The 18,008-nt window shown below is 72.0% G+C and carries 16 protein-coding genes; 9 read left to right on the forward strand and 7 right to left on the reverse strand.

Features of this window, described 5'->3' with window-relative positions:
* Window positions 1–2 precede the first annotated feature (2 nt).
* The 3 genes from ETD85_RS26600 to ETD85_RS26610 all read right to left on the reverse strand — a co-directional run bounded on the left by ETD85_RS26600 (window position 3) and on the right by ETD85_RS26610 (window position 4,763).
* Window positions 3–1,214 carry a CHRD domain-containing protein gene (locus tag ETD85_RS26600; protein WP_138692511.1) on the reverse strand — a complete coding sequence of 404 codons (1,212 nt, stop codon included), beginning with the start codon at window positions 1,212–1,214 and terminating at the stop codon, window positions 3–5.
* Between the two features lie 179 nt (window positions 1,215–1,393).
* Window positions 1,394–2,806, reverse strand: coding sequence for an aminotransferase-like domain-containing protein (locus ETD85_RS26605; protein WP_138692512.1), 1,413 nt, complete (start codon window positions 2,804–2,806; stop codon window positions 1,394–1,396).
* Between the two features lie 94 nt (window positions 2,807–2,900).
* Window positions 2,901–4,763, reverse strand: coding sequence for a hypothetical protein (locus ETD85_RS26610; protein WP_240779436.1), 1,863 nt, complete (start codon window positions 4,761–4,763; stop codon window positions 2,901–2,903).
* 260 nt (window positions 4,764–5,023) lie between these two features.
* On the opposite strand from ETD85_RS26610, the gene ETD85_RS26615 reads away from it, so the two are divergent.
* Complete coding sequence (locus ETD85_RS26615; protein ID WP_138692514.1) at window positions 5,024–5,500, forward strand: GNAT family N-acetyltransferase; 477 nt, start codon at window positions 5,024–5,026, stop codon at window positions 5,498–5,500.
* 52 nt (window positions 5,501–5,552) lie between these two features.
* Here the strand turns inward: ETD85_RS26615 and ETD85_RS26620 are convergent, their stop codons facing one another.
* The gene (locus ETD85_RS26620; protein WP_138692515.1) at window positions 5,553–5,843 is read right to left on the reverse strand and encodes a hypothetical protein; all 291 of its coding nucleotides are present in this window, start codon (window positions 5,841–5,843) and stop codon (window positions 5,553–5,555) included.
* A gap of 201 nt (window positions 5,844–6,044) precedes the next feature.
* On the opposite strand from ETD85_RS26620, the gene ETD85_RS26625 reads away from it, so the two are divergent.
* The 7 genes from ETD85_RS26625 to ETD85_RS26655 all read left to right on the forward strand — a co-directional run bounded on the left by ETD85_RS26625 (window position 6,045) and on the right by ETD85_RS26655 (window position 15,204).
* A complete protein-coding gene (locus tag ETD85_RS26625) occupies window positions 6,045–7,355 on the forward strand; it encodes an MFS transporter (RefSeq protein ID WP_138692516.1) in 1,311 nt (436 codons plus the stop codon).
* Window positions 7,356–7,359: 4 nt separating this feature from the next.
* A complete protein-coding gene (locus ETD85_RS26630; RefSeq protein WP_138692517.1) occupies window positions 7,360–9,381 on the forward strand; it encodes a molybdopterin oxidoreductase family protein in 2,022 nt (673 codons plus the stop codon).
* The gene (locus ETD85_RS26635) at window positions 9,378–10,772 is read left to right on the forward strand and encodes an FAD-dependent oxidoreductase (protein WP_138692518.1); all 1,395 of its coding nucleotides are present in this window, start codon (window positions 9,378–9,380) and stop codon (window positions 10,770–10,772) included. The genes ETD85_RS26630 and ETD85_RS26635 overlap by 4 nt, the downstream gene beginning before the upstream one ends.
* On the forward strand, window positions 10,769–13,198 hold the full coding sequence (gene nirB / locus ETD85_RS26640; protein ID WP_138692519.1) for a nitrite reductase large subunit NirB: 2,430 nt from the start codon (window positions 10,769–10,771) through the stop codon (window positions 13,196–13,198). Before ETD85_RS26635 ends, nirB begins: the two co-directional genes overlap by 4 nt.
* The gene (gene nirD / locus ETD85_RS26645; RefSeq protein WP_138692520.1) at window positions 13,198–13,518 is read left to right on the forward strand and encodes a nitrite reductase small subunit NirD; all 321 of its coding nucleotides are present in this window, start codon (window positions 13,198–13,200) and stop codon (window positions 13,516–13,518) included. The genes nirB and nirD overlap by 1 nt, the downstream gene beginning before the upstream one ends.
* A 413-nt stretch (window positions 13,519–13,931) precedes the next feature.
* Entirely contained in the window at window positions 13,932–14,519 is a 588-nt protein-coding gene (locus ETD85_RS26650) for a YybH family protein (protein ID WP_138692521.1), read from the forward strand.
* 40 nt (window positions 14,520–14,559) lie between these two features.
* A complete protein-coding gene (locus tag ETD85_RS26655; RefSeq protein ID WP_138692522.1) occupies window positions 14,560–15,204 on the forward strand; it encodes a class I SAM-dependent methyltransferase in 645 nt (214 codons plus the stop codon).
* A gap of 88 nt (window positions 15,205–15,292) precedes the next feature.
* Here the strand turns inward: ETD85_RS26655 and ETD85_RS26660 are convergent, their stop codons facing one another.
* On the reverse strand, window positions 15,293–15,538 hold the full coding sequence (locus ETD85_RS26660; RefSeq protein WP_138692523.1) for a hypothetical protein: 246 nt from the start codon (window positions 15,536–15,538) through the stop codon (window positions 15,293–15,295).
* A gap of 204 nt (window positions 15,539–15,742) precedes the next feature.
* Here ETD85_RS26660 and ETD85_RS26665 point away from each other — a divergent pair, with 204 nt between their 5' ends.
* Window positions 15,743–16,723 (forward strand): hypothetical protein, encoded by a 981-nt coding sequence (locus ETD85_RS26665; protein ID WP_138692524.1) that lies wholly within the window; start codon window positions 15,743–15,745, stop codon window positions 16,721–16,723.
* 87 nt (window positions 16,724–16,810) lie between these two features.
* On the opposite strand, the gene ETD85_RS26670 is transcribed toward ETD85_RS26665, so the two are convergent.
* Entirely contained in the window at window positions 16,811–17,095 is a 285-nt protein-coding gene (locus ETD85_RS26670; protein ID WP_138692525.1) for a hypothetical protein, read from the reverse strand.
* 98 nt (window positions 17,096–17,193) lie between these two features.
* A complete protein-coding gene (locus ETD85_RS26675) occupies window positions 17,194–17,853 on the reverse strand; it encodes a FadR/GntR family transcriptional regulator (RefSeq protein WP_138692526.1) in 660 nt (219 codons plus the stop codon).
* Window positions 17,854–18,008 lie beyond the last annotated feature (155 nt).

Genomic DNA, 18,008 nt, shown 5'->3' on the forward strand with positions numbered 1-18,008 from the left:
CTCTAGCCAAGGAAGAGATAGTCGGCGCCGTAGCGCACGGACGCCTTCTCTCCCGGCGTGCAGGCGCCCGCGGGAGCCACGCCGCCCTTGGTGTTCAGGCGCAGGATCTGCGTGGCCTGCGCGAGCAGGCCCGTGCCGGCGCCCGCCTGGGTGGCGTCGAGCACCAGCTCGGGGATGTTGCCCGCGCCGTTCGGCGTCCTGGTGACGACCGTGCCGCGCACGGCGCTGTGGTCGGGCGCGACCCACTGCGGCGGGCCCGCGACGGGCTGGACGAAGCTGTGGCTGATGCCGCGGCGCAGCTGGGCGGACACGTCGAACTGGGTGAACGCCGTCGTCGCGCCCTGCTGGGTGCAGGCGTAGATCTGGGCCCCGAGCAGCACGTCCGCGGTGAGCGCCCGCGGGTGCACGGGCGCCTTGGGCGACAGCCGCTCGCTCACGACGCCGCCTTCGAGGCTGCGCAGGACGCCCGCGAAGGTCTGCGGCGCGGCCAGGATGTCGCGCAGCAGCGTCCGGTCGACGGGCGCCTCGCCGGCGATCCCGGTCAGGTTCGGCTGCAGGCCGTCGGGGTCCTCGAACAGCTCGGCCGCCACGGAGCCGCGCTCGATGCCGCCGCTGACCGGCGGCAGGATGCCCGACCAGGTGGCGGTGTAGGCCATCGCCGCCGCGCTCGCGGGCCGCAGCCACCAGCCGTCGTTCGCGGAGGAGATCGTGGCCTGGTCCGCGCCGTGCAGCACGCCGCGCAGGTCGATCTTCCTGTTGAGCCGGTGGAACTGCCCGCGTACGGCGCCGTTCTCGAACGCGTCGTTGTGCAGGTCGGCGTAGAAGCCGCTCGGGTCGGCCACGAGCGCGGCGACGACGGCCGGGTCGGCCTTGGTCGTCCCGGCCACGCCCAGCGCGGTCTTCGGCAGCCGGCCGTCGATCAGGTCGAGCTGGATCGCGCCGTCCGTGCCCCTGGCGCCGAGGTGGAGATGCGCGGCCTTCGGCACGTCCACCTTGTCCCACCGGATCGCGAACGACACCTCGTTGCCGGAGATCTTGAGCGCCACCGTGGACAGGCCGTCCGGGTCGCCGGGCGCGCCCACCTCGTTCGCGCCCCGTAAGCCGGCGACGAGGTACACGTCCTCCCCGGCGGGGGCCGAGCCGGCGGCCGCGGCGGCGGCGGGGAGCAGCGCCGTCAGTGCCACGGCTGCGATGGCGAGGGTACGGGTCAGCATGCTGGTCACCTTTTCGAAGGGGGAACCGCACCCCGCCTCCCAGGGTGGTGGGGGAGACGGGGTGCGAGCCGCGTCGGCGCGGCCACCTCCATCACCTTGCGCCGCGGCGGCCCGGCGGGCACAGAGCCAGAGAACGGTCGTTCTCTGCCGGTAGTGGCCCGGCCGCCGCCTCGGCGGGGCTAGGCGGCGGTGCGCCGGGCCAGGCAGTGGTCGTCGAGCGTCCTGCTGATGGCGTGCAGCACCCTGCGCAGCGTGACCGCGTCCAGGTGGCCGAAGCCGAAGACGATGCCGTTCTTGGGGACGCTGCGCGGGTGGTGGAAGCCGGCCAGGCCGGCCACCCGGATCCGGCGTTCGAGCAGCTCGGCGGCCACCGACTCCGCCTTGACGTGCACCGGCAGCAGCAGCGTGGCGCTGGAGCCGGTGTCCGCCCCCAGCAGCCGGGTGTCCGGGTACGCCCCGAGCACCTGGCGTACGAGCGCCCGCTTGGCCTCGTACAGGCCCGACAGCCGCTCAACCCGCCTGGACACGCAGCCGGACGACAGCAGGTCGGTCACCGCGAGTTGGCAGGTGAACGACGGCTGGCCGTGGCCGGCCGACATGCCCTCCTCGATCTCGCCCGCCAGGTGGCGCGGCACGACCGCGTACGACAGGCGCAGCGTGGGCGTCAGGATGTCGCAGAACGAGCCCACCATCGCCGTCGAGGAGGGCTCTCCCACGGCCAGGACGCTGGGCAGCGGGCCGAGCGCGGCGTTGAACAGGCCGTCGAAGGCGGGCTCCAGCACCAGCCCGCCGCTCTCGCGCGCCCACGAGGCCAGGGCCTGGCGCCGCTCGATCGGCATGCGGGCGCCGAGCGGGTGCCCGCGTTCGGGCAGGACGGCCACCACGTCGCAGGCGGCGGGGATCAGGTCGGGCCGCGCGCCCGAGGCGTCGGTGCGCAGCGGCAGCACGGTGCCGAGCCGGCCGAGGGCGATCCTGAGCTGCTGCGGAGCGGGATCCTCCAGGGCGATGACCGGCGCGGGCCGGCCCTGCGCGCGCAGGAGCAGCTCCAGCGCGTCGGCGTACCCGGCCGTGACGACCACCTCGTGGCCGTCCAGCACCAGGCCGCGGGACTCGCGCAGATGCGCGGTGATCGCCGCGCGCAGCTCGGGCAGCCCGGCCGCGGGCGGCTCCTCGACGGGCGGCGCCTGGTGGCTGGCCCGCCGCCACGCGGCCCGCCACGCGGCCAGCGGGAACGCCTGCGCGCTCGGCCGGTCGGCCCGCAGGTCGGCGAGGTCCGCCCCGGACACGCGCGCGGCCGTGGGAGCGGGCGGGCATCCGGCCGCCTCGGGCGCCCGGCCCGACACGTACGTGCCCGAGCCGCGCCGGCCGGCGATGTACCCCTCGGCCAGCAGCGTCTCGTAGGCGGCCAGCGCGACCCCGCGCGAGATCCCGAGCACGTCGGCCAGGGTCCGGGTGGACGGCATCCGGGTCCGGGCCGTGAGCTGCCCGCGCAGGATGGCTCGCCGGAGCTGCGCGGTGAGCTGGTCCTGCAGCGGCTCCGGCTGGTCCCGTTCGAGATGGATCGGCACGTTGAGTCTTTGCGGATTGCGCATAAAAGGTCCCCCAGGTGACAAGTGCTATGTGGCCCCGTTCACCTGAAGGCGTGACATTCCGTTCCATGTGCCATGAAACGCCACCCCGGACCGGCTATTTGGGCCGGTAGCAGCAGCGCAGCCCGGTCTGTACGGTCGCCCGCAGCTCCTCACCGATCGCCGCGTCCACGGCGGCGATGCGTGACAGCGCCCGCCTGATGGCCTTGCCGACCGCGATCCTGGCACGCTCCTCGCTCCCCGTGAACGGCCGCGGCCGCCCCCCGATCCCCGTCGCGGCGGACAGCTCGGACACCAGCCACTCCCGCTCCAGCCGCACCGCCGCCGCCCGCTCCAGGTCGTGCATCGACTCCAGCTCGTCGATCTCGTCCTGCAGCTGGGCCAGCCGCTGCCGGTAGGTGTCCCTGGCCAGATCGTCGAGCACCGGCTGGGCCGGAGACGCGTTGTCCGCCTCCCGCGTCCACGTCCCCGCCGCCAGGTCGGCGGCCAGGATCTCCCGCCCCGGATTGGCGATCAGCGTGGCCAGATGCGCCATGCCCACGCTGTGGTCGACCAGCACCAGCCGCCCGCCCAGCTCCACCTGCCAGTGCCGGCCGTGCCGGCGGATGCGGCAGGCCTCACGGGCCGAGACCGCCCGCCCGACCACCGCGGGCAGCACCATGCCCAGGTCCTTCGCCTCCTGCGCGGCGGTGGCCTGCTCCACGCGCGCCGCCTTGTGCTGCGGCCCGCTGCGCAGCGCCATCGCCTGCCCGAGCCGGCAGCGCGACAGCGTGGCCGCCGGCCAGTGGCCGAGCGCGAGGTTCGCGCTCACGGCGGCCCGCAGGTGCTCGACGGCCCGGTCCAGATCCCCGGTGGTGAGCGCGGCCATCCCCAGCGAGTGGTGCACGGAGCCGAAGCAGGCCACGCCGAGGCTGGCGATCACGGGCAGCTCCGCGTACGGGGTCAGCAACGTGTAGGCGGCGGCCGCCGTGTCCGCGTCCTGCAGCAGGTGGGCGGTCTCCACGATGCAGTACATGGAGGTCAGCCACGTGCTCGACCTCGGCAGGTCCGCCAGGTCCCGCCCGCGCAGCCTGGCCAGGTGGCCGGTCGCCAGCCGGCGCTCGCCCGCCGTGGCCGCGCACAGCGCCAGCGCGGCCAGGTAGGAGTTGTCGATCGGGCTGAGCGTGGGCGAGCTGACCAGGTCCGCCAGCAGGGGCAGCAGCTCGGACGCGCGGCCCTGGTACCAGCGGATGGCGCCGAGCTGGCCGCCGTACCAGCCGGTCGCGTCCATGTCGCCGGCCGTGACGCCGCGCTCGAAGCACTCGCCCGCGTGCTTCTCCGCCTCGTCGAAGCGGCCGGCGCGGATGGTCAGCATGACCTCGATGGCGTCGAGCACGTAGCCGACCGCGAGGTGGGCGTGGTCGTCCAGCAGGGCGCGCAGCTCCTCCACGGCGCGTTCCGCGTGCGGGTCCGCGGCCAGGTAGAGATCCACCGTCCGCCACAGCAGGCCCATCAGCAGGTCGCCCCTGCGGCCGGTGACGGCCGCCTGGCCGATCAGCTCCCTGGCCAGCTCCATGCGCAGGGACGCGTGCTCGGGGCCGAGCAGGCAGTGGTGCGCCAGGCTCAGCGCCTCCGCCAGCGCCATCGCGTCGCCCGAGCCTCTGGCCTGGGCCAGCAGGCGCAGCATCGCGGCGTGCTCGCCGGCGCGGTAGTCCTCCTCGCCGCGCATCCGCACGCGTAATCGCAGCGCGAGCGGCGAGCAGGGGTCGATCAGCGACAGCGCGTGCCGCTGGCGGGCCCGTACGGTCTCCTCCTCGGCGGAGGTGCGGTGCTCGTGCACCCACACCCCGCCGAGCCCCAGCGCGGCCCGAGCCAGCGCGGGCGGGTCGCCGCACTGCTCGGCCTGGCGGTAGGCCGTGTCGAACCAGCGCCGCGCGGTCTGGAGGTCGCCGTTCACGTATAGAGCGCGCTCGCCCAGCACGAGCGCCAGTCTGAGATGTGAGCTCGAGGGCATGAGTACCCCCAGCTGTTGTGCAACGCCCACAGTTTCCGCTCCCCTGTCGGTCATCTGGGCTGAGCGTTCAGACGGTTCCCCGAATACCGTTCTAGGAGTAGGACGTCCGGCACCCCACATCGGGTTCAATCCGGAAAGAGTTCGGCCCGGAAAATGTTGAAACGGTATCGAAGCCGCGCGGGCCGCCCGGCCGTGACCAGCCCATACCTGCCTTTACGCTGAATGCCATGATTCGTCCCGCAACCCCCGATGATGTCCCCGAGATCGTCAGTATGATCCGCGAACTCGCCGAATACGAGAAGGCCGCGCACGAAGTGCGGGTGACCGAGGAGGGATTGCGCGCCACGCTCTTCGGCGACGGCCCCGCCGCGTTCGCGCACATCGCCGAGCACGACGGCGAGGTGGCCGGCTTCACCCTGTGGTTCCTGACGTTCTCCACCTGGCGGGGCGTGCACGGCATCTACATGGAGGACCTCTACGTACGCCCCCAGCACCGCGGCGGCGGGTACGGCCGGGCCCTGATGGCGGAGCTGGCCGGGATCTGCGCCGAGCGCGGCTACCAGCGCCTCGAATGGGCGGTGCTCGACTGGAACGAGCCCAGCATCGGCTTCTACGACAAGCTCGGCGGCCTGCGCCAGGACGAGTGGCTGACGTACCGGCTGACCGACGAGCCGCTCCGGCGCCTGGCCCCCCGGGAGGGCTGACGTGGGGACGCGCAGGTCACGCACGGTGACGTGACCTGCGCGAAATATCCGGTCAGACGCCGGCGTGCGACCTGGATCGCTTGCCCTCGGCGCTGTCGAACATCCCCATCTCCTGCTCTTCAAGGTCGTGGTGGGTCTCCTCCAGGCGGAGCGCCACACCCAGCGCGAAAAGCGTCGGAGCCCACTGGCCGACGAAGATCCCCCATCGATCGGCCCGGTCGAGGCCCGCGTGCTCGATGTTCTTCGACATGAGCCACGTCCCGAAGGACAGTCCGATCGAGCAGAAGCCCGCGGTGTACAGGTGACTCGACTTGACGCCCATTTCGTGGAGCTTTTTGATCATGTTCCCCCCTTGCTCTGAGTGCTGTTACCCGTGAGCAGGTCAGGTAACCGATCATTACGGGCACGTTTCCACCGTGACACTTGTGCGTGGCTTGTTACCGAGGTGAATCACTCGTAACGAGTGCACAGCCACGGACTGTCAAAGTGCGTAACGCGCGCTTCCTACGTTGGGGATCCCGGACGACGAACGTAGGAGAGGTCCATGGCGCGCTGGATCGCCGAGTGGCATCCCGATGACCCTGCCTTCTGGGAGAGCTCAGGCAAGCGCATCGCACGGCGCAACCTGATCTTCTCCATCGTTGCCGAGCACCTCGGCTTCACCGTATGGACACTGTGGAGCATCGTGGCCACCAAGATGGGGGCCTACGAGTTCACCACCGACCAGCTCTTCTGGCTGGTCGCGCTGCCGAACCTGATCGGCTCGGTGCTGCGGGTCCCCTACACCTTCGGCCCCGCCAAGTTCGGCGGCCGCAACTTCACCGTGGTCAGCGCGCTGCTGCTGCTGATCCCGGCCGTGCTGCTCGCCGTGGCGGTGAACAACCCGGGCACGCCGTACTGGCTGTTCCTGGTGATCGCGGCCCTGGCCGGGGTCGGCGGCGGGAACTTCGCCTCCAGCATGGCCAACATCACCTACTTCTACCCCCGCAACAAGCAGGGGGTCGCGCTGGGGCTGAACGCGGCCGGCGGCAACATCGGCGTCAGCTCGGTCCAGCTCGTCATGCCCCTGGTGATCGGCTCGCTGGGGCTGGCGGCGGCCGGCTGGTTCTGGATCCCGTTCATCGTCGTGGCCGCCGTCTGCGTCTGGTTCTTCATGGACAACCTGACCAGCGCCAAGGCCGACCCGCGCGAGCAGCTCGCGGTGGCCGGCAAGGCCCAGACCTGGATCATGTCGTTCCTCTACATCGGCACCTTCGGCTCGTTCATCGGCTACTCCACGGCCTTCCCGCTGCTCAGCAAGAGCCTCTTCCCCGACGCCCCGTTCGCGGCGGTGGCCTTCGCCGGGCCGCTGGTCGGCTCGCTGATCAGGCCCGTCGGCGGCTGGCTGGCCGACCGGCTCGGCGGCGCGCCGGTCACGCTGTGGAACTTCGCCGGGATGGGCGCCGGCGTGCTGCTGGTCTGGGCGGCCAGCACCTCGGGCAGCTTCTGGCTGTTCTTCCTGTCCTTCCAGCTGCTGTTCCTCACCGCCGGCATCGGCAACGGCTCGACGTACCGGATGATCCCGGCCATCTTCCAGGCCAAGGCCGTGGCCGAGCGCGGCGAGAGCGAGGAGGCCCTGCTGTACGGCAAGCGCCAGGCGTCGGCCGCCATCGGCATCATCTCGGCGGTCGGGGCGCTCGGCGGGTTCCTCATCAACCGCGCGTTCGGGATGTCGTTCGCCGCGGCCGGCACCCCGGCCCCCGCCTTCCTCGCCTTCGGCGTCTTCTACGCGGCCTGCCTGGCCCTGACCTGGTGGTGCTACACCCGCAAGGTCGGCGTCAAGGTCGTGGCGAGCCTCGCCCACGCCCGGGTCTGATCTGATGACCGCGCCCGTGAAGACACACTGCCCGTACTGCGCCCTGCAGTGCGGCATGGAGATCGGTCCTGAGCTGGCCATCAGGCCCAGGACCGACATCCCGGCCAACGCTTCCGGCGCGCTGTGCCAGAAGGGCTGGACGGCGGGCGAGCTGCTCACCAACGGCGAGCGCCTGACCACCCCGCTCCTGCACGGCGAGCCCGTGGAGTGGGACGTGGCGCTCGACTACGTGGCGGACCGCCTGTCCGCCATCCGCGCCGAGCACGGCCCCGACGCCGTGGCCGTGTTCGGCGGCGGCGGGCTGACCAACGAGAAGGCCTACCACCTGGGCAAGTTCGCCAGGGTCGCGCTGCGGACCAGCCAGATCGACTACAACGGCCGCTTCTGCATGTCCTCGGCGGCGGCGGCCTCGGGCAAGGCGTTCGGCATGGACCGCGGGATGCCCTTCCCGATCACCGACCTGGCCGGCGCCGACGTCGTCCTGCTGGCCGGCGGCAACGTCGCGGAGACCATGCCCCCGTTCGTCCGGCACCTGACCGGGCCGCGCATGATCGTCATCGATCCGCGCAGGACCCAGACGGCCAAGCTGGCCTGGCTGCACCTGCAGCCCACGCCCGGCACCGACCTGGCGCTCGCGCTCGGCCTGCTGCACCTGGCCATCGCGGACGACCTCGTGGACGAGGCGTACGTCGCCGCCAGGACCACCGGGTACGACGAGGTCCGCACGTCGCTGGCCTCCTGGTGGCCCGAGCGGGTCGAGCGGATCACCGGGGTGCCCGTCTACCGGATGCGGCAGGCGGTCAGGGCGCTGGCCGCGGCCGGCAACGCGTACATCCTGACCGGGCGCGGCGCGGAGCAGCACGCCAAGGGGACCGACACGGTCAGCGCGTTCATCAACCTGGCGCTCGCGCTCGGGCTGCCCGGCCGCCACGGCTCCGGCTACGGCTGCGTCACCGGGCAGGGCAACGGGCAGGGCGGACGGGAGCACGGGCAGAAGGCCGACCAGCTCCCCGGCTACCGCAAGATCGACGACCCGGCGGCCCGCGAGCACGTGGCGGGCGTCTGGGGGGTCCGGCCCGAGGACCTGCCGGGGCCGGGGCGGTCGGCGTACGAGCTGCTCGACGCACTCGGCACCCCGGGCGGGCCGCGGGCGCTGCTGCTGTTCGGGTCCAACCCGGTCATCTCCGCGCCCGCCGCCGAGCACGTCGCCGAGCGCATCGGCGCGCTCGACCTGCTCGTGACCTGCGACTTCGTGATGTCGGAGACCGCCGCCCTGGCCGACGTGGTCTTCCCCGTGACGCAGTGGGCCGAGGAGAGCGGCACCATGACGAACCTCGAAGGCCGCGTCCTGCTCCGCCGCCAGGCGGTCACGCCGCCCGAGGGCGTCAGGAGCGACCTGGAGGTGCTCGCCGGGCTCGCGAAGCGCCTCGGCCACACGTTCGCGACCGAGCCGGCCGAGGTGTTCGATGAGCTGCGCAGGGCCAGCGCGGGCGGCCCGGCCGACTACTCGGGCATCACCTACGAGCGCATCGAGGCCGAGACGGGCGTGTTCTGGCCCTGCCCAGAGATCGGCCACCCCGGCACGCCGCGCCCGTTCCTCGACTCCTTCGCCACCCCGGACGGCCGCGCCAGGTTCGTGCCCGTCCAGCACCGTCCCCCGGCCGAGGAGGCCGACGAGGACTACCCCGTCTACCTGAGCACCGGCCGGGTGCTGGCCCACTACCAGAGCGGCGCCCAGACCCGCAGGATCGCCGCCCTGGTCCAGGCCGCGCCCGAGCCGTACGTCGAGCTGCACCCCGACCTCGCCGAGCAGCTCGACATCGCCGCCGGCGACGTCGTCCGGGTCAGCAGCAGGCGGGGCGAGGCCAAGGCCGTCGCCAGGATCAGCGACGCCATCAGGCGCGACACCGTTTTCATGCCCTTCCACTGGGAGGGCGCCAACCGGCTCACCAACCCGGCGCTCGACCCGACGTCGAAGATGCCGGAGTTCAAGGTGTGCGCCGTCAGGGTGGAGAGGGACTCATGAGGCTCGTCGTCGTGGGCAACGGGATGGCCGGATCGCGGCTCATCAGCGAGGTACGCGCCAGGGACCCGCACATCAAGATCACCGTCTTCGGCGCGGAGACGTGCCAGCCCTACAACCGGGTGCTGCTGTCCAACGTGCTGGCCGGCAGCTCCCGCCCCGACCAGGTGCACCTGCTCGACTCCTCCTGGTACGACGCCCACCACGTGAACGTCGTCCTCGGCAGCCCGGTCGCCCACATCGACAGGGAGACCAGGCACGTGGTGACCGAGGACGGGCGGCGCGAGCCGTACGACCTGCTGGTCCTGGCCACGGGCAGCGAGGCCGTCGTGCCGCCGATCCCCGGCGTGGAGCGGGCCATCCCGTTCCGCACCCTCGACGACTGCGAGCGCATCATGCGGGCCGCCGAGCGGGCCCGCCGGGCGGTGGTCGTCGGCGGCGGGCTGCTCGGCATCGAGGCCGCCCGCGGCCTGGCCGGGCGCGGCCTGCCCGTGACCCTGCTGCACCTGGCGGGCCACCTCATGGAGCGGCAGCTCGACGTCGAGGCGGGCGAGGTGCTGGGGGAGACGCTGGCCGGGCTCGGCGTGGAGATCCGCACCGGCGTCAGCGCCGACTCCGTGCAGGAGGACGGCGTCCGGCTGAGCGACGGCGAGCTGGTCGAGGCCGACCTCGTCGTGCTCGCCTGCGGCGTGCGCCCCGTGACGGGGCCGGCCGCCGAGGCGGGGCTGGAGGTGCGGCGGGGCGTCGTCGTGGACGACGAGCTGCGCACCGACGATCCGTCGATCTTCGCGATCGGCGAGTGCGCCGAGCACGACGGGAACGTCTACGGCCTCGTCGCCCCCGCCTGGGAGCAGGCCGGCGTGGCCGCGGACGTCATCACCGGGGGCAAGGCCCTCTACCGCGGCTCCCGGCTCGTCACCAGGCTCAAGGCCAGGAGCGTCGAGCTGGCCGCGATGGGCGAGACGCAACTCACCGAGGAGCACGCCGAGGTGGTGCGCTTCAGCCACCGGGCCCGCGGCACCTACCGCAAGCTCGTCATCCGCGACGGCCGGCTGGTCGGCGCGATCCTGCTGGGCGAGAGCGACGCCGTCGGCACGCTCACCCAGCTCTTCGACCGCGGCGGGCAGGTGCCGGGCGACCGGGCCGGGCTGCTGTTCCCCGGGCTGTCGTCGGCTCCGGTGGCCGACAGCCCGGTGCTCATGCCCGACGCGGCCAAGGTCTGCCAGTGCAACAACGTGACCAAGGGCCAGATCAGGGCGTGCTGGGAGGCCGGGGCGCGGGACGTGGCCGGAGTCGCGGCCGCGACCAGGGCAACGACCGGATGCGGTACCTGCCGCGACGCCGTGGAAGGCATCGTCGGCTGGCTGTGCGAGCAGGAAGGGATCTCCGTATGAACAGGATCGTCGTCGTTGGGTACGGTCCGACGGCTCACCGGCTGGTCGAGACCCTCGCGAGCAAGGGCTTCGGCGGGCGGATCACCGTGATCGGGGAGGAGCCGCGGCCGGCCTACGACCGGGTGGCGCTGACCTCCTACCTGTCGGGCACCACCGTGGAGGACCTCACCTACCCGGTGCCCGAGGGCACGGTGACGCGGCTGAGCACGCGCGTCACCGGGATCGACAGGGACGCCCGCGTGGTCACCACCGCCGACGGCGCGAGCGAGCCGTACGACGTGCTGGTGCTGGCCACCGGGTCCGCGCCGTTCGTGCCGCCGGTGCCGGGGGCCGAGCACGCCTACGTCTACCGGACGATCGACGACCTGGACGCGATCCGGGTGGCCGCCAAGGACGCCGTCGAGGGCGTCGTGGTCGGCGGCGGCCTGCTCGGGCTGGAGGCCGCCGACGCGCTGCGGGCGCTCGGGCTGAAGGCGCACATCGTCGAGATGAGCCCCTGGCTGATGCCGCGGCAGGTGGACGAGGGCGGCGGCTCGGTGCTGAAGTCCCACATCGAGGGGCTGGGGCTGAGCGTGCACGCCGGCGCCGGGGTCCAGGAGATCGTCACCGGCTCCGACGGGCAGGTCACGGGGCTGCGCAAGCCCGACGGGACGCTCGTGGAGGCGCAGGTCGTGGTGTTCTCCGCGGGCATCAGGCCGCGCGACGAGCTGGCCAGGTCGTCCGGGCTGGAGGTGGGCGAGCGCGGCGGCATCGTGGTCGACTCCGCGATGCGCACCTCCGACCCGTCCATCTACGCGGTCGGCGAGTGCGCGCTGGCCGGGGGCATGATCTACGGCCTGGTCGGGCCGTGCAACTCGATGGCGGAGGTGGCGGCCGACCGGATCACGGGCGGCTCCGCCACCTTCGAGGGCGCGGACATGTCCACCAAGCTGAAGCTGCTGGGCGTGGAGGTCGCGCAGTTCGGGACGATGTCGGGGGCGCTCGACGTCACCTACATGGACCCGGTGGCCGGGGTCTACAAGCGGCTGTTCATCAGCGACGACGCCCAGACGCTGCTCGGCGGCATCTGCGTGGGCGACGCCTCGCCGTACACGACGCTGCGGCCCTTCGTCGGCAAGCCGCTGCCGGCCGCGCCGTCCGACCTGCTGTTCAGCGGCTCGGGCGCGGCGAACCTGGACCTGCCCGACGACGCGCAGGTCTGCTCGTGCAACAACGTGTGCGCGGGTGACATCCGTACGGCCATCGCCGACAAGGGCGTCACCGACGTGCCGGGGATCAAGTCCTGCACCCGGGCCGGGACCACGTGCGGCAGCTGCGTGCCGATGCTCAAGCAGCTGCTGGAGAAGTCGGGCGTCGAGGTGAGCAAGGCGCTGTGCGAGCACTTCACGTACTCGCGGGCGGAGCTGTTCGACATCGTACGGGTCCGCAAGATCACCACGTTCTCCCAGCTCATCGCCGAGCACGGGCAGGGCAGGGGCTGCGACATCTGCAAGCCGGCCGTGGCCTCGATCCTGGCCTCGCTGCACAACGGGCACGTGCTCGAAGGCGAGCGGGCCGCGCTGCAGGACACCAACGACGCCTTCCTCGCCAACATCCAGAAGAACGGCACCTACTCGGTCGTCCCGCGCATCCCCGGCGGCGAGATCACGCCGGACAAGCTGATCGTGATCGGCGAGGTGGCCCGCGACTTCGGGCTCTACACCAAGATCACGGGTGGGCAGCGGATCGACCTGTTCGGCGCCCGGGTCGAGCAGCTCCCGGCGATCTGGCAGCGGCTCGTGGACGCCGGGTTCGAGTCGGGACACGCCTACGGCAAGGCGCTGCGCACGGTGAAGTCGTGCGTGGGCTCCACCTGGTGCCGCTATGGTGTGCAGGACTCGGTGGGCATGGCCATCGCGCTGGAGCTGCGCTATCGCGGCCTGCGCTCGCCGCACAAGCTCAAGTCGGCCGTCTCCGGCTGCGCCCGCGAGTGCGCGGAGGCCAGGTCGAAGGACTTCGGGATCATCGCCACCGAGCAGGGCTGGAACCTGTACGTCGGCGGCAACGGCGGCTTCAAGCCCCGCCACGCCGACCTGCTCGCCAACGACCTGACCACGGACGAGCTGATCAGGACCATCGACCGGTTCCTCATGTTCTACATACGCACGGCTGACCGGCTGCAACGCACCGCCGCCTGGCTCGAGTCGCTCGACGGCGGTCTCGACTACCTCCGTGAGGTGATCATGGAAGACTCGCTCGGCATCTGCGCCGACCTGGACGCGCAGATGGACAACCACATCGCCACCTACGCCGACGAGTGGCAGGCGACGCTGGAGGACCCGGAGAAGCTGAGCCGGTTCGTCAGCTTCGTCAACGCGCCCGGCGTCCCCGACCCGTCGATCGTGTTCGGCAGCGAGCGCGGCCAGATCAAGCCGGTGATGGCGTGATGAGCTGGACGCCCGTCTGCGACTTCGCGACCATGCTGCCGGAACGCGGCGTCTGCGCCCTCGTGCGGGGCGTGCAGGTCGCCGTCTTCCGCACCCACGACGACTCGGTGCACGCGCTGGGCAACCTGGACCCGTTCAGCGGGGCGTACGTGCTCTCACGCGGCATCGTGGGGACCAGGAAGGGCGAGCCGACCGTGGCCTCGCCGCTGCACAAGCAGGTCTTCTCGCTGGTGTCCGGGATGTGCCTGGACGAGGACGCGGTGTCGGTCCCCGTCTTCTCCGTGCGGGTGTCGGACGGCCGCGTGGAGGTGAGCGTCTGACGCCCGCCTGATGCCGTACGCCGGAGAACCGCCACTTCGTGCGGCGGTTCTCGCGTATGTGCTGCGCGCGGGGGATCGTGCGGCTATGCTCTGCCGTCTATCGGCGGGTAGACGTGCGGGCTCCGGTGTGCCGCTGGTAACACACAGCGACGCCCTGATACGACGCTGTCGCAGCGTTCGGCGTCCTCGCGTTGAGGCAGGGGTTCAGAATTCGCCTGGGTTCGCGGCACTGGACGGACGCTATCGGCGGTGCCTGCCGCGCTGGTCTCGGCGCGGCAACGATCGCAACTCTGAACGGTCTCTCCAATTCCAGTGAACCGTTACCGTGAGTAATACCGACACCAGGTAAAGGCGTGGTGCGAAGTGCATAAACCGCGCATTCGCTCAGGTCCGGCGGGGGCATCAAAGCCGCCATGAGCAAGATTTCTCAGCGCAGGGCACTCCTGCTGGCCGCGATCGTCCCTGTCGTCCTCGTCGCGGGCTGCTCCTCGGCGGGCAACGACACGCAGGCGATGAAGGGGGCGGCGAGCCCGGCCACGCCCACGGACACGGGCTCCATGATGCCCGAGGAGACGGGCACCGGCACGGCTGCGCCGACGGACATGGAGTCCGCCTCACCGACGGCGACGGACACGGGCGCCGCCGGGGGCGCGGGTGGACAGGCGCGCGCGGTGGTGGAGAGCTACTTCAGCGCGCTCAAGTCGGGGAACGTGGACCAGGTCGTGGGCGCGTTCGCCGACGACGCGGTCGTCGCCCTGGACGGGGAGGCCACGGCGGAGGGCACCCAGGCCATCCGCACGCTGTTCCAGCAGCAGCTCAAGGGGGCGAACGAGCAGGCGCAGGCCACGCACACCATCGACGAGGCCCGTACGGCCGGCAGCGAGGACGCCATCGTCTCGTCGACGAGCAAGCAGGGGGACGAGACGTACCGCGAGCTGTTCGTCCTGTCGAAGGACGGCGAGTGGAAGATCTCGCAGTTCATGAACAACCAGGCTTCCTGAGCTCATCACCGGCCGGGCCGCGGCGACCTAGTGTTGGGTCATGCCGGACCTGTCGCAGTTCCAGAATCCCCGTTTCGCGCGGATGTACGAGCGGCTCAGCGTGGAGTCGGAGCGGCGGGGAGCGGCCGAGCACCGGCGCAAGCTGCTGGCCGGGCTGTCCGGCCGGGTGGTGGAGATCGGCGCGGGAAACGGGCTGAGCTTCGCGCACTACCCGCCGGAGGTGAGCGAGGTCGTCGCGATCGAGCCGGAGGACCGGCTGCGGGCGCTGGCCGAGCGGGAGGCGGGCCGGGCCGGGGTGCCCGTGCGGGTGCTGGCCGGTCACGGCGGGGCGTTGCCCGTCGAGGACGACGGGTTCGACGCGGCCGTGGTGTCCCTGGTGCTGTGCTCCGTGCCCGACCAGGCGGCGGCGCTGGCCGAGGTGCGCAGGGTGCTCAAGGCGGGCGGGGAGCTGCGCTTCTTCGAGCACGTGCGGTCGGCCCATCGGGGAGTGGCGCTGGCGCAGGATGTCGTCACGCCGTTGTGGCGGCGGTTCGGGGGCGGGTGCCGGCTCAACCGGGACACCGCGCGCGCCTTCGCGGCGAGCGGGCTGGTGGTGGAGGAGATGGAACGCTTCTCCTTCAAAGCGGTTCCGTCGGCACCGGCATTGCCCCATATCTTGGGGCGTGCTCGAAACCCGGCCCGGTAACTGGGCGTTTAGTTCAGGGGTTAAGGTGCGACAAATCGAGAAATATCGGGCTTAGCGGAATGTGTGCCCTTGGTGGGCCGCGCGGGGCCTAATTCTGGGCGTTGTCGCCGGGGATGCGCGGCCTGATGCGACGCTGGTCGACCAGCGCCAGATAGACGGCGAACGCGCCCCGCGTCCACATGTCGGCCTGCTGCGTGGACAGGCTGATCTCCTCGCCCTCGTGCGAGACGATCAGGTATCCGCCCAAAGGCATTCGTCGCCACGCAACCAATACGTTCTCGTAAACGAGCACGTCGAGCATCGCAGTCAGATATTCGCGTCCGGCGGCGGACACGGCGCAAGCCTCCTTGCTCCTCGCCGAATTTCTCGCCTCCACTCCATTGTGCGCGCCGCACCGGAAAATGTCGCACCCTCCTGGCACATTATCGCCATGCCGGTGAACATTCCCGTTTCCCGATGGCCGGGCCCGCGCTCCCGCTCCGCCCGGGGGCGGGAACCTGAAGCGCGCCCCCGGTGTATCTACACCGGAGGTGGTCCCATGAAGACGATTCCGGCCGCGCTCATCACCCGGTCGGCCGCCGTCCCGGCTCGCGGGCCGGTTGCCGTGCCGGCTCGCGTGCCGGCCACTGCGCCGGCTCGCAGGTCGGCTGCCGTGCCGGCTCGCGGGTCGGCCGCTGTGCTGGCTCGCGGGCTGGCCGTTGTGCTGGCCGCCGTGGTCGCGCTGGTCGCCGGGGGTGTCCCGGCCGCTGCTGCCGCCGCGGGCGGGTGGGCGGTGACCTACCTGGATCCGTCGCCGTCGCGGTTCGAGGGCGGGAAGCCGTACGCGATGGCGTTCTGGGTGCTGCAGCACGGCACCCACCCGTTCGAGGGGCAGGATCTCGGGCCCGTCGGGCTGCGGCTGACGGGAGAAGACGGGAAGAGCCTGCTGTTCGGCGGCACCGCGCTGCCCGAAAAGGGGCATTACGCCACGTCGGTGGTCGTCCCCGAGGGCGTGTGGAAGGTGGAGGGCATCCAGGGCATGTTCCAGCCGTACGACGTGGGCACGCTCACCGTGCCCGGCGCTCTCAAGGTGAATCCGGTGGACCCCGAGCTGATCGCGGCGGTCAAGTCGAGCGGGCAGAGCTACTGGGGCGCCGTCCGCCCGCCGGGATTCCCGCCCGGGGCCGCGGCCGCCAAGGCGGGGCAGCCGGAGGCGGCGGCCACGGCTTCACCACCGGCCACGGGGGCGCCGGGGCTGGGGCAGGCGCAGGGGCAGGCGGAGTCCGCGACCGGGGCCTCGGCTGACGAGCCGGCCAAGGCCGCGAACGCGGCAGGCGGCGAGGGGGCGGGTGCCGGTGGCGTCCCGGCGTACACGCTGCTGATCGCCGCCGTCGGCGGCGCGCTGCTCGCGGTGGCGGCGCTGCGGCTGCCGGTCATGTCGCGGCTCTGGCGTTCGGCGCGCCGATCACGGCACCAGGAGGACGAGCCGGATCCGCCGGTGGACTCGGCGGCCGAGACGATCGTCATCTCGGGCAGGTGACCGGGGGCGGGCACCGGGGTGGTCCGCGACACCGTTCGTCCCGAGCGGCCCTCGTCGCGGGCCACCCCGGCTATCGCATCCTGACGATCAGCCGGCGGATCTTGCGCAGGTCACGCAGCCTGTGCTCGTACGTCGCCCGGTGAACAGGACGGTGGGGGAGGGCGTCGCACTGGCGCGGCGCATGCGTTCGAGGGAATCGGCGCGGCGCTGCGCCAGCTCGGTACGGCGTTCGTCCAGCAGGGCCAGCGCGTTCGAGGCCGCCAGGAAGTCATCGGCCGCCGGTCCGTGGAGAAGCAGCCCGCATGCGTGACAGGTGTTCGGCAGGCCGGGAGGCAGCGCGGCCTGACAACCCGGACACGTCGGCCAGTTCATCAGGGGAACCCCAAGCAGGTCGGCGATAAATCACGACCCTGCCGCAGAAATCACCGTTTGCCCGCGTGCTCAGAAAAGCCGGCCAACCGTGCGGGCTCTCAGAGCTCGCGTTCCTGCTGGTCCAGGATGGAGACCGACACCGCGACCGCCGCGGCCGCGTCGCCGTCCTCGATCGCGCGCAGCAGGTCGTCATGCGAGGTGTCCGGGGCCAGTGCCGCCTGCTCCTGGTCCCTGACGCTGTCGCGCAGGGCGTCGCTCATGCTCCGGTAGAGGTCGCCGAGCAACGCGTTGTGCGCCGCGTCCGCCACCCGCAGGTGGAACTCGACGTCGGCGTCCGCGAACCCGTCGAGGTCGCCCGCCCGCCCGGCCGAGTCCCGGCGGGCCAGCGTCTCGCGCATGGCGGCCAGATCCGCGTCGGTGCGCCTGCCCGCCGCCAGCCTGGCCGCCACGAGGTCGAGCCCGCGGCGTACGTCGATGATGTCCATGGCGGCCGCCGTGTCGAGCCTCCTGCGCAGGGCGACCTTCGACTCGTCGGTGGCGGTCACGTAGGTGCCGTCGCCCTGCCTCGTGTGCAGCAGCCCGGCGTGGGCCAGCACCCGCACCGCCTCGCGTACGGACAGCCTGCTCATGCCCAGGCTCTGCGCGAGCTGGCTCTCGGACGGGATCTTCGTGCCGACCGGCCACACCCCACCCGCGATCTCCCTGCGGAGCTCGTCGATGGCGGCGTCCACGAGCGAGGTCCGAGCGACGTTTCGCATGCACCCTCTTCTCATCGGCTGAAGAACCTCCAGCCTAGACGCTGCGACCGGCCCGACGGCGCTCTCACCGGGCATGTCCGCACCGGCCGCCCCGCGCTCGCCGGCCTGCATCCCGAGTTGGCGGGAGGGTGTGAGGTTCCGGCCGGGGCGGGGAC

Source organism: Nonomuraea zeae, assembly GCF_005889725.1.
GTDB lineage: Bacteria > Actinomycetota > Actinomycetes > Streptosporangiales > Streptosporangiaceae > Nonomuraea > Nonomuraea zeae.

Excerpts from the sequence above, each read along its gene's own strand:
- ETD85_RS26600 (WP_138692511.1), bottom strand. The coding sequence starts at position 1,214 with ATGCTGACCCGTACCCTCGCCATCGCAGCCGTGGCACTGACGGCGCTG.
- ETD85_RS26605 (WP_138692512.1), bottom strand. The coding sequence starts at position 2,806 with ATGCGCAATCCGCAAAGACTCAACGTGCCGATCCATCTCGAACGGGAC.
- ETD85_RS26615 (WP_138692514.1), top strand. The coding sequence starts at position 5,024 with ATGATTCGTCCCGCAACCCCCGATGATGTCCCCGAGATCGTCAGTATG.
- ETD85_RS26620 (WP_138692515.1), bottom strand. The coding sequence starts at position 5,843 with ATGATCAAAAAGCTCCACGAAATGGGCGTCAAGTCGAGTCACCTGTAC.
- ETD85_RS26625 (WP_138692516.1), top strand. The coding sequence starts at position 6,045 with ATGGCGCGCTGGATCGCCGAGTGGCATCCCGATGACCCTGCCTTCTGG.
- ETD85_RS26630 (WP_138692517.1), top strand. The coding sequence starts at position 7,360 with ATGACCGCGCCCGTGAAGACACACTGCCCGTACTGCGCCCTGCAGTGC.
- ETD85_RS26635 (WP_138692518.1), top strand. The coding sequence starts at position 9,378 with ATGAGGCTCGTCGTCGTGGGCAACGGGATGGCCGGATCGCGGCTCATC.
- nirB (WP_138692519.1), top strand. The coding sequence starts at position 10,769 with ATGAACAGGATCGTCGTCGTTGGGTACGGTCCGACGGCTCACCGGCTG.
- nirD (WP_138692520.1), top strand. The coding sequence starts at position 13,198 with ATGAGCTGGACGCCCGTCTGCGACTTCGCGACCATGCTGCCGGAACGC.
- ETD85_RS26650 (WP_138692521.1), top strand. The coding sequence starts at position 13,932 with ATGAGCAAGATTTCTCAGCGCAGGGCACTCCTGCTGGCCGCGATCGTC.
- ETD85_RS26655 (WP_138692522.1), top strand. The coding sequence starts at position 14,560 with ATGCCGGACCTGTCGCAGTTCCAGAATCCCCGTTTCGCGCGGATGTAC.
- ETD85_RS26665 (WP_138692524.1), top strand. The coding sequence starts at position 15,743 with ATGAAGACGATTCCGGCCGCGCTCATCACCCGGTCGGCCGCCGTCCCG.
- ETD85_RS26670 (WP_138692525.1), bottom strand. The coding sequence starts at position 17,095 with ATGAACTGGCCGACGTGTCCGGGTTGTCAGGCCGCGCTGCCTCCCGGC.
- ETD85_RS26675 (WP_138692526.1), bottom strand. The coding sequence starts at position 17,853 with ATGCGAAACGTCGCTCGGACCTCGCTCGTGGACGCCGCCATCGACGAG.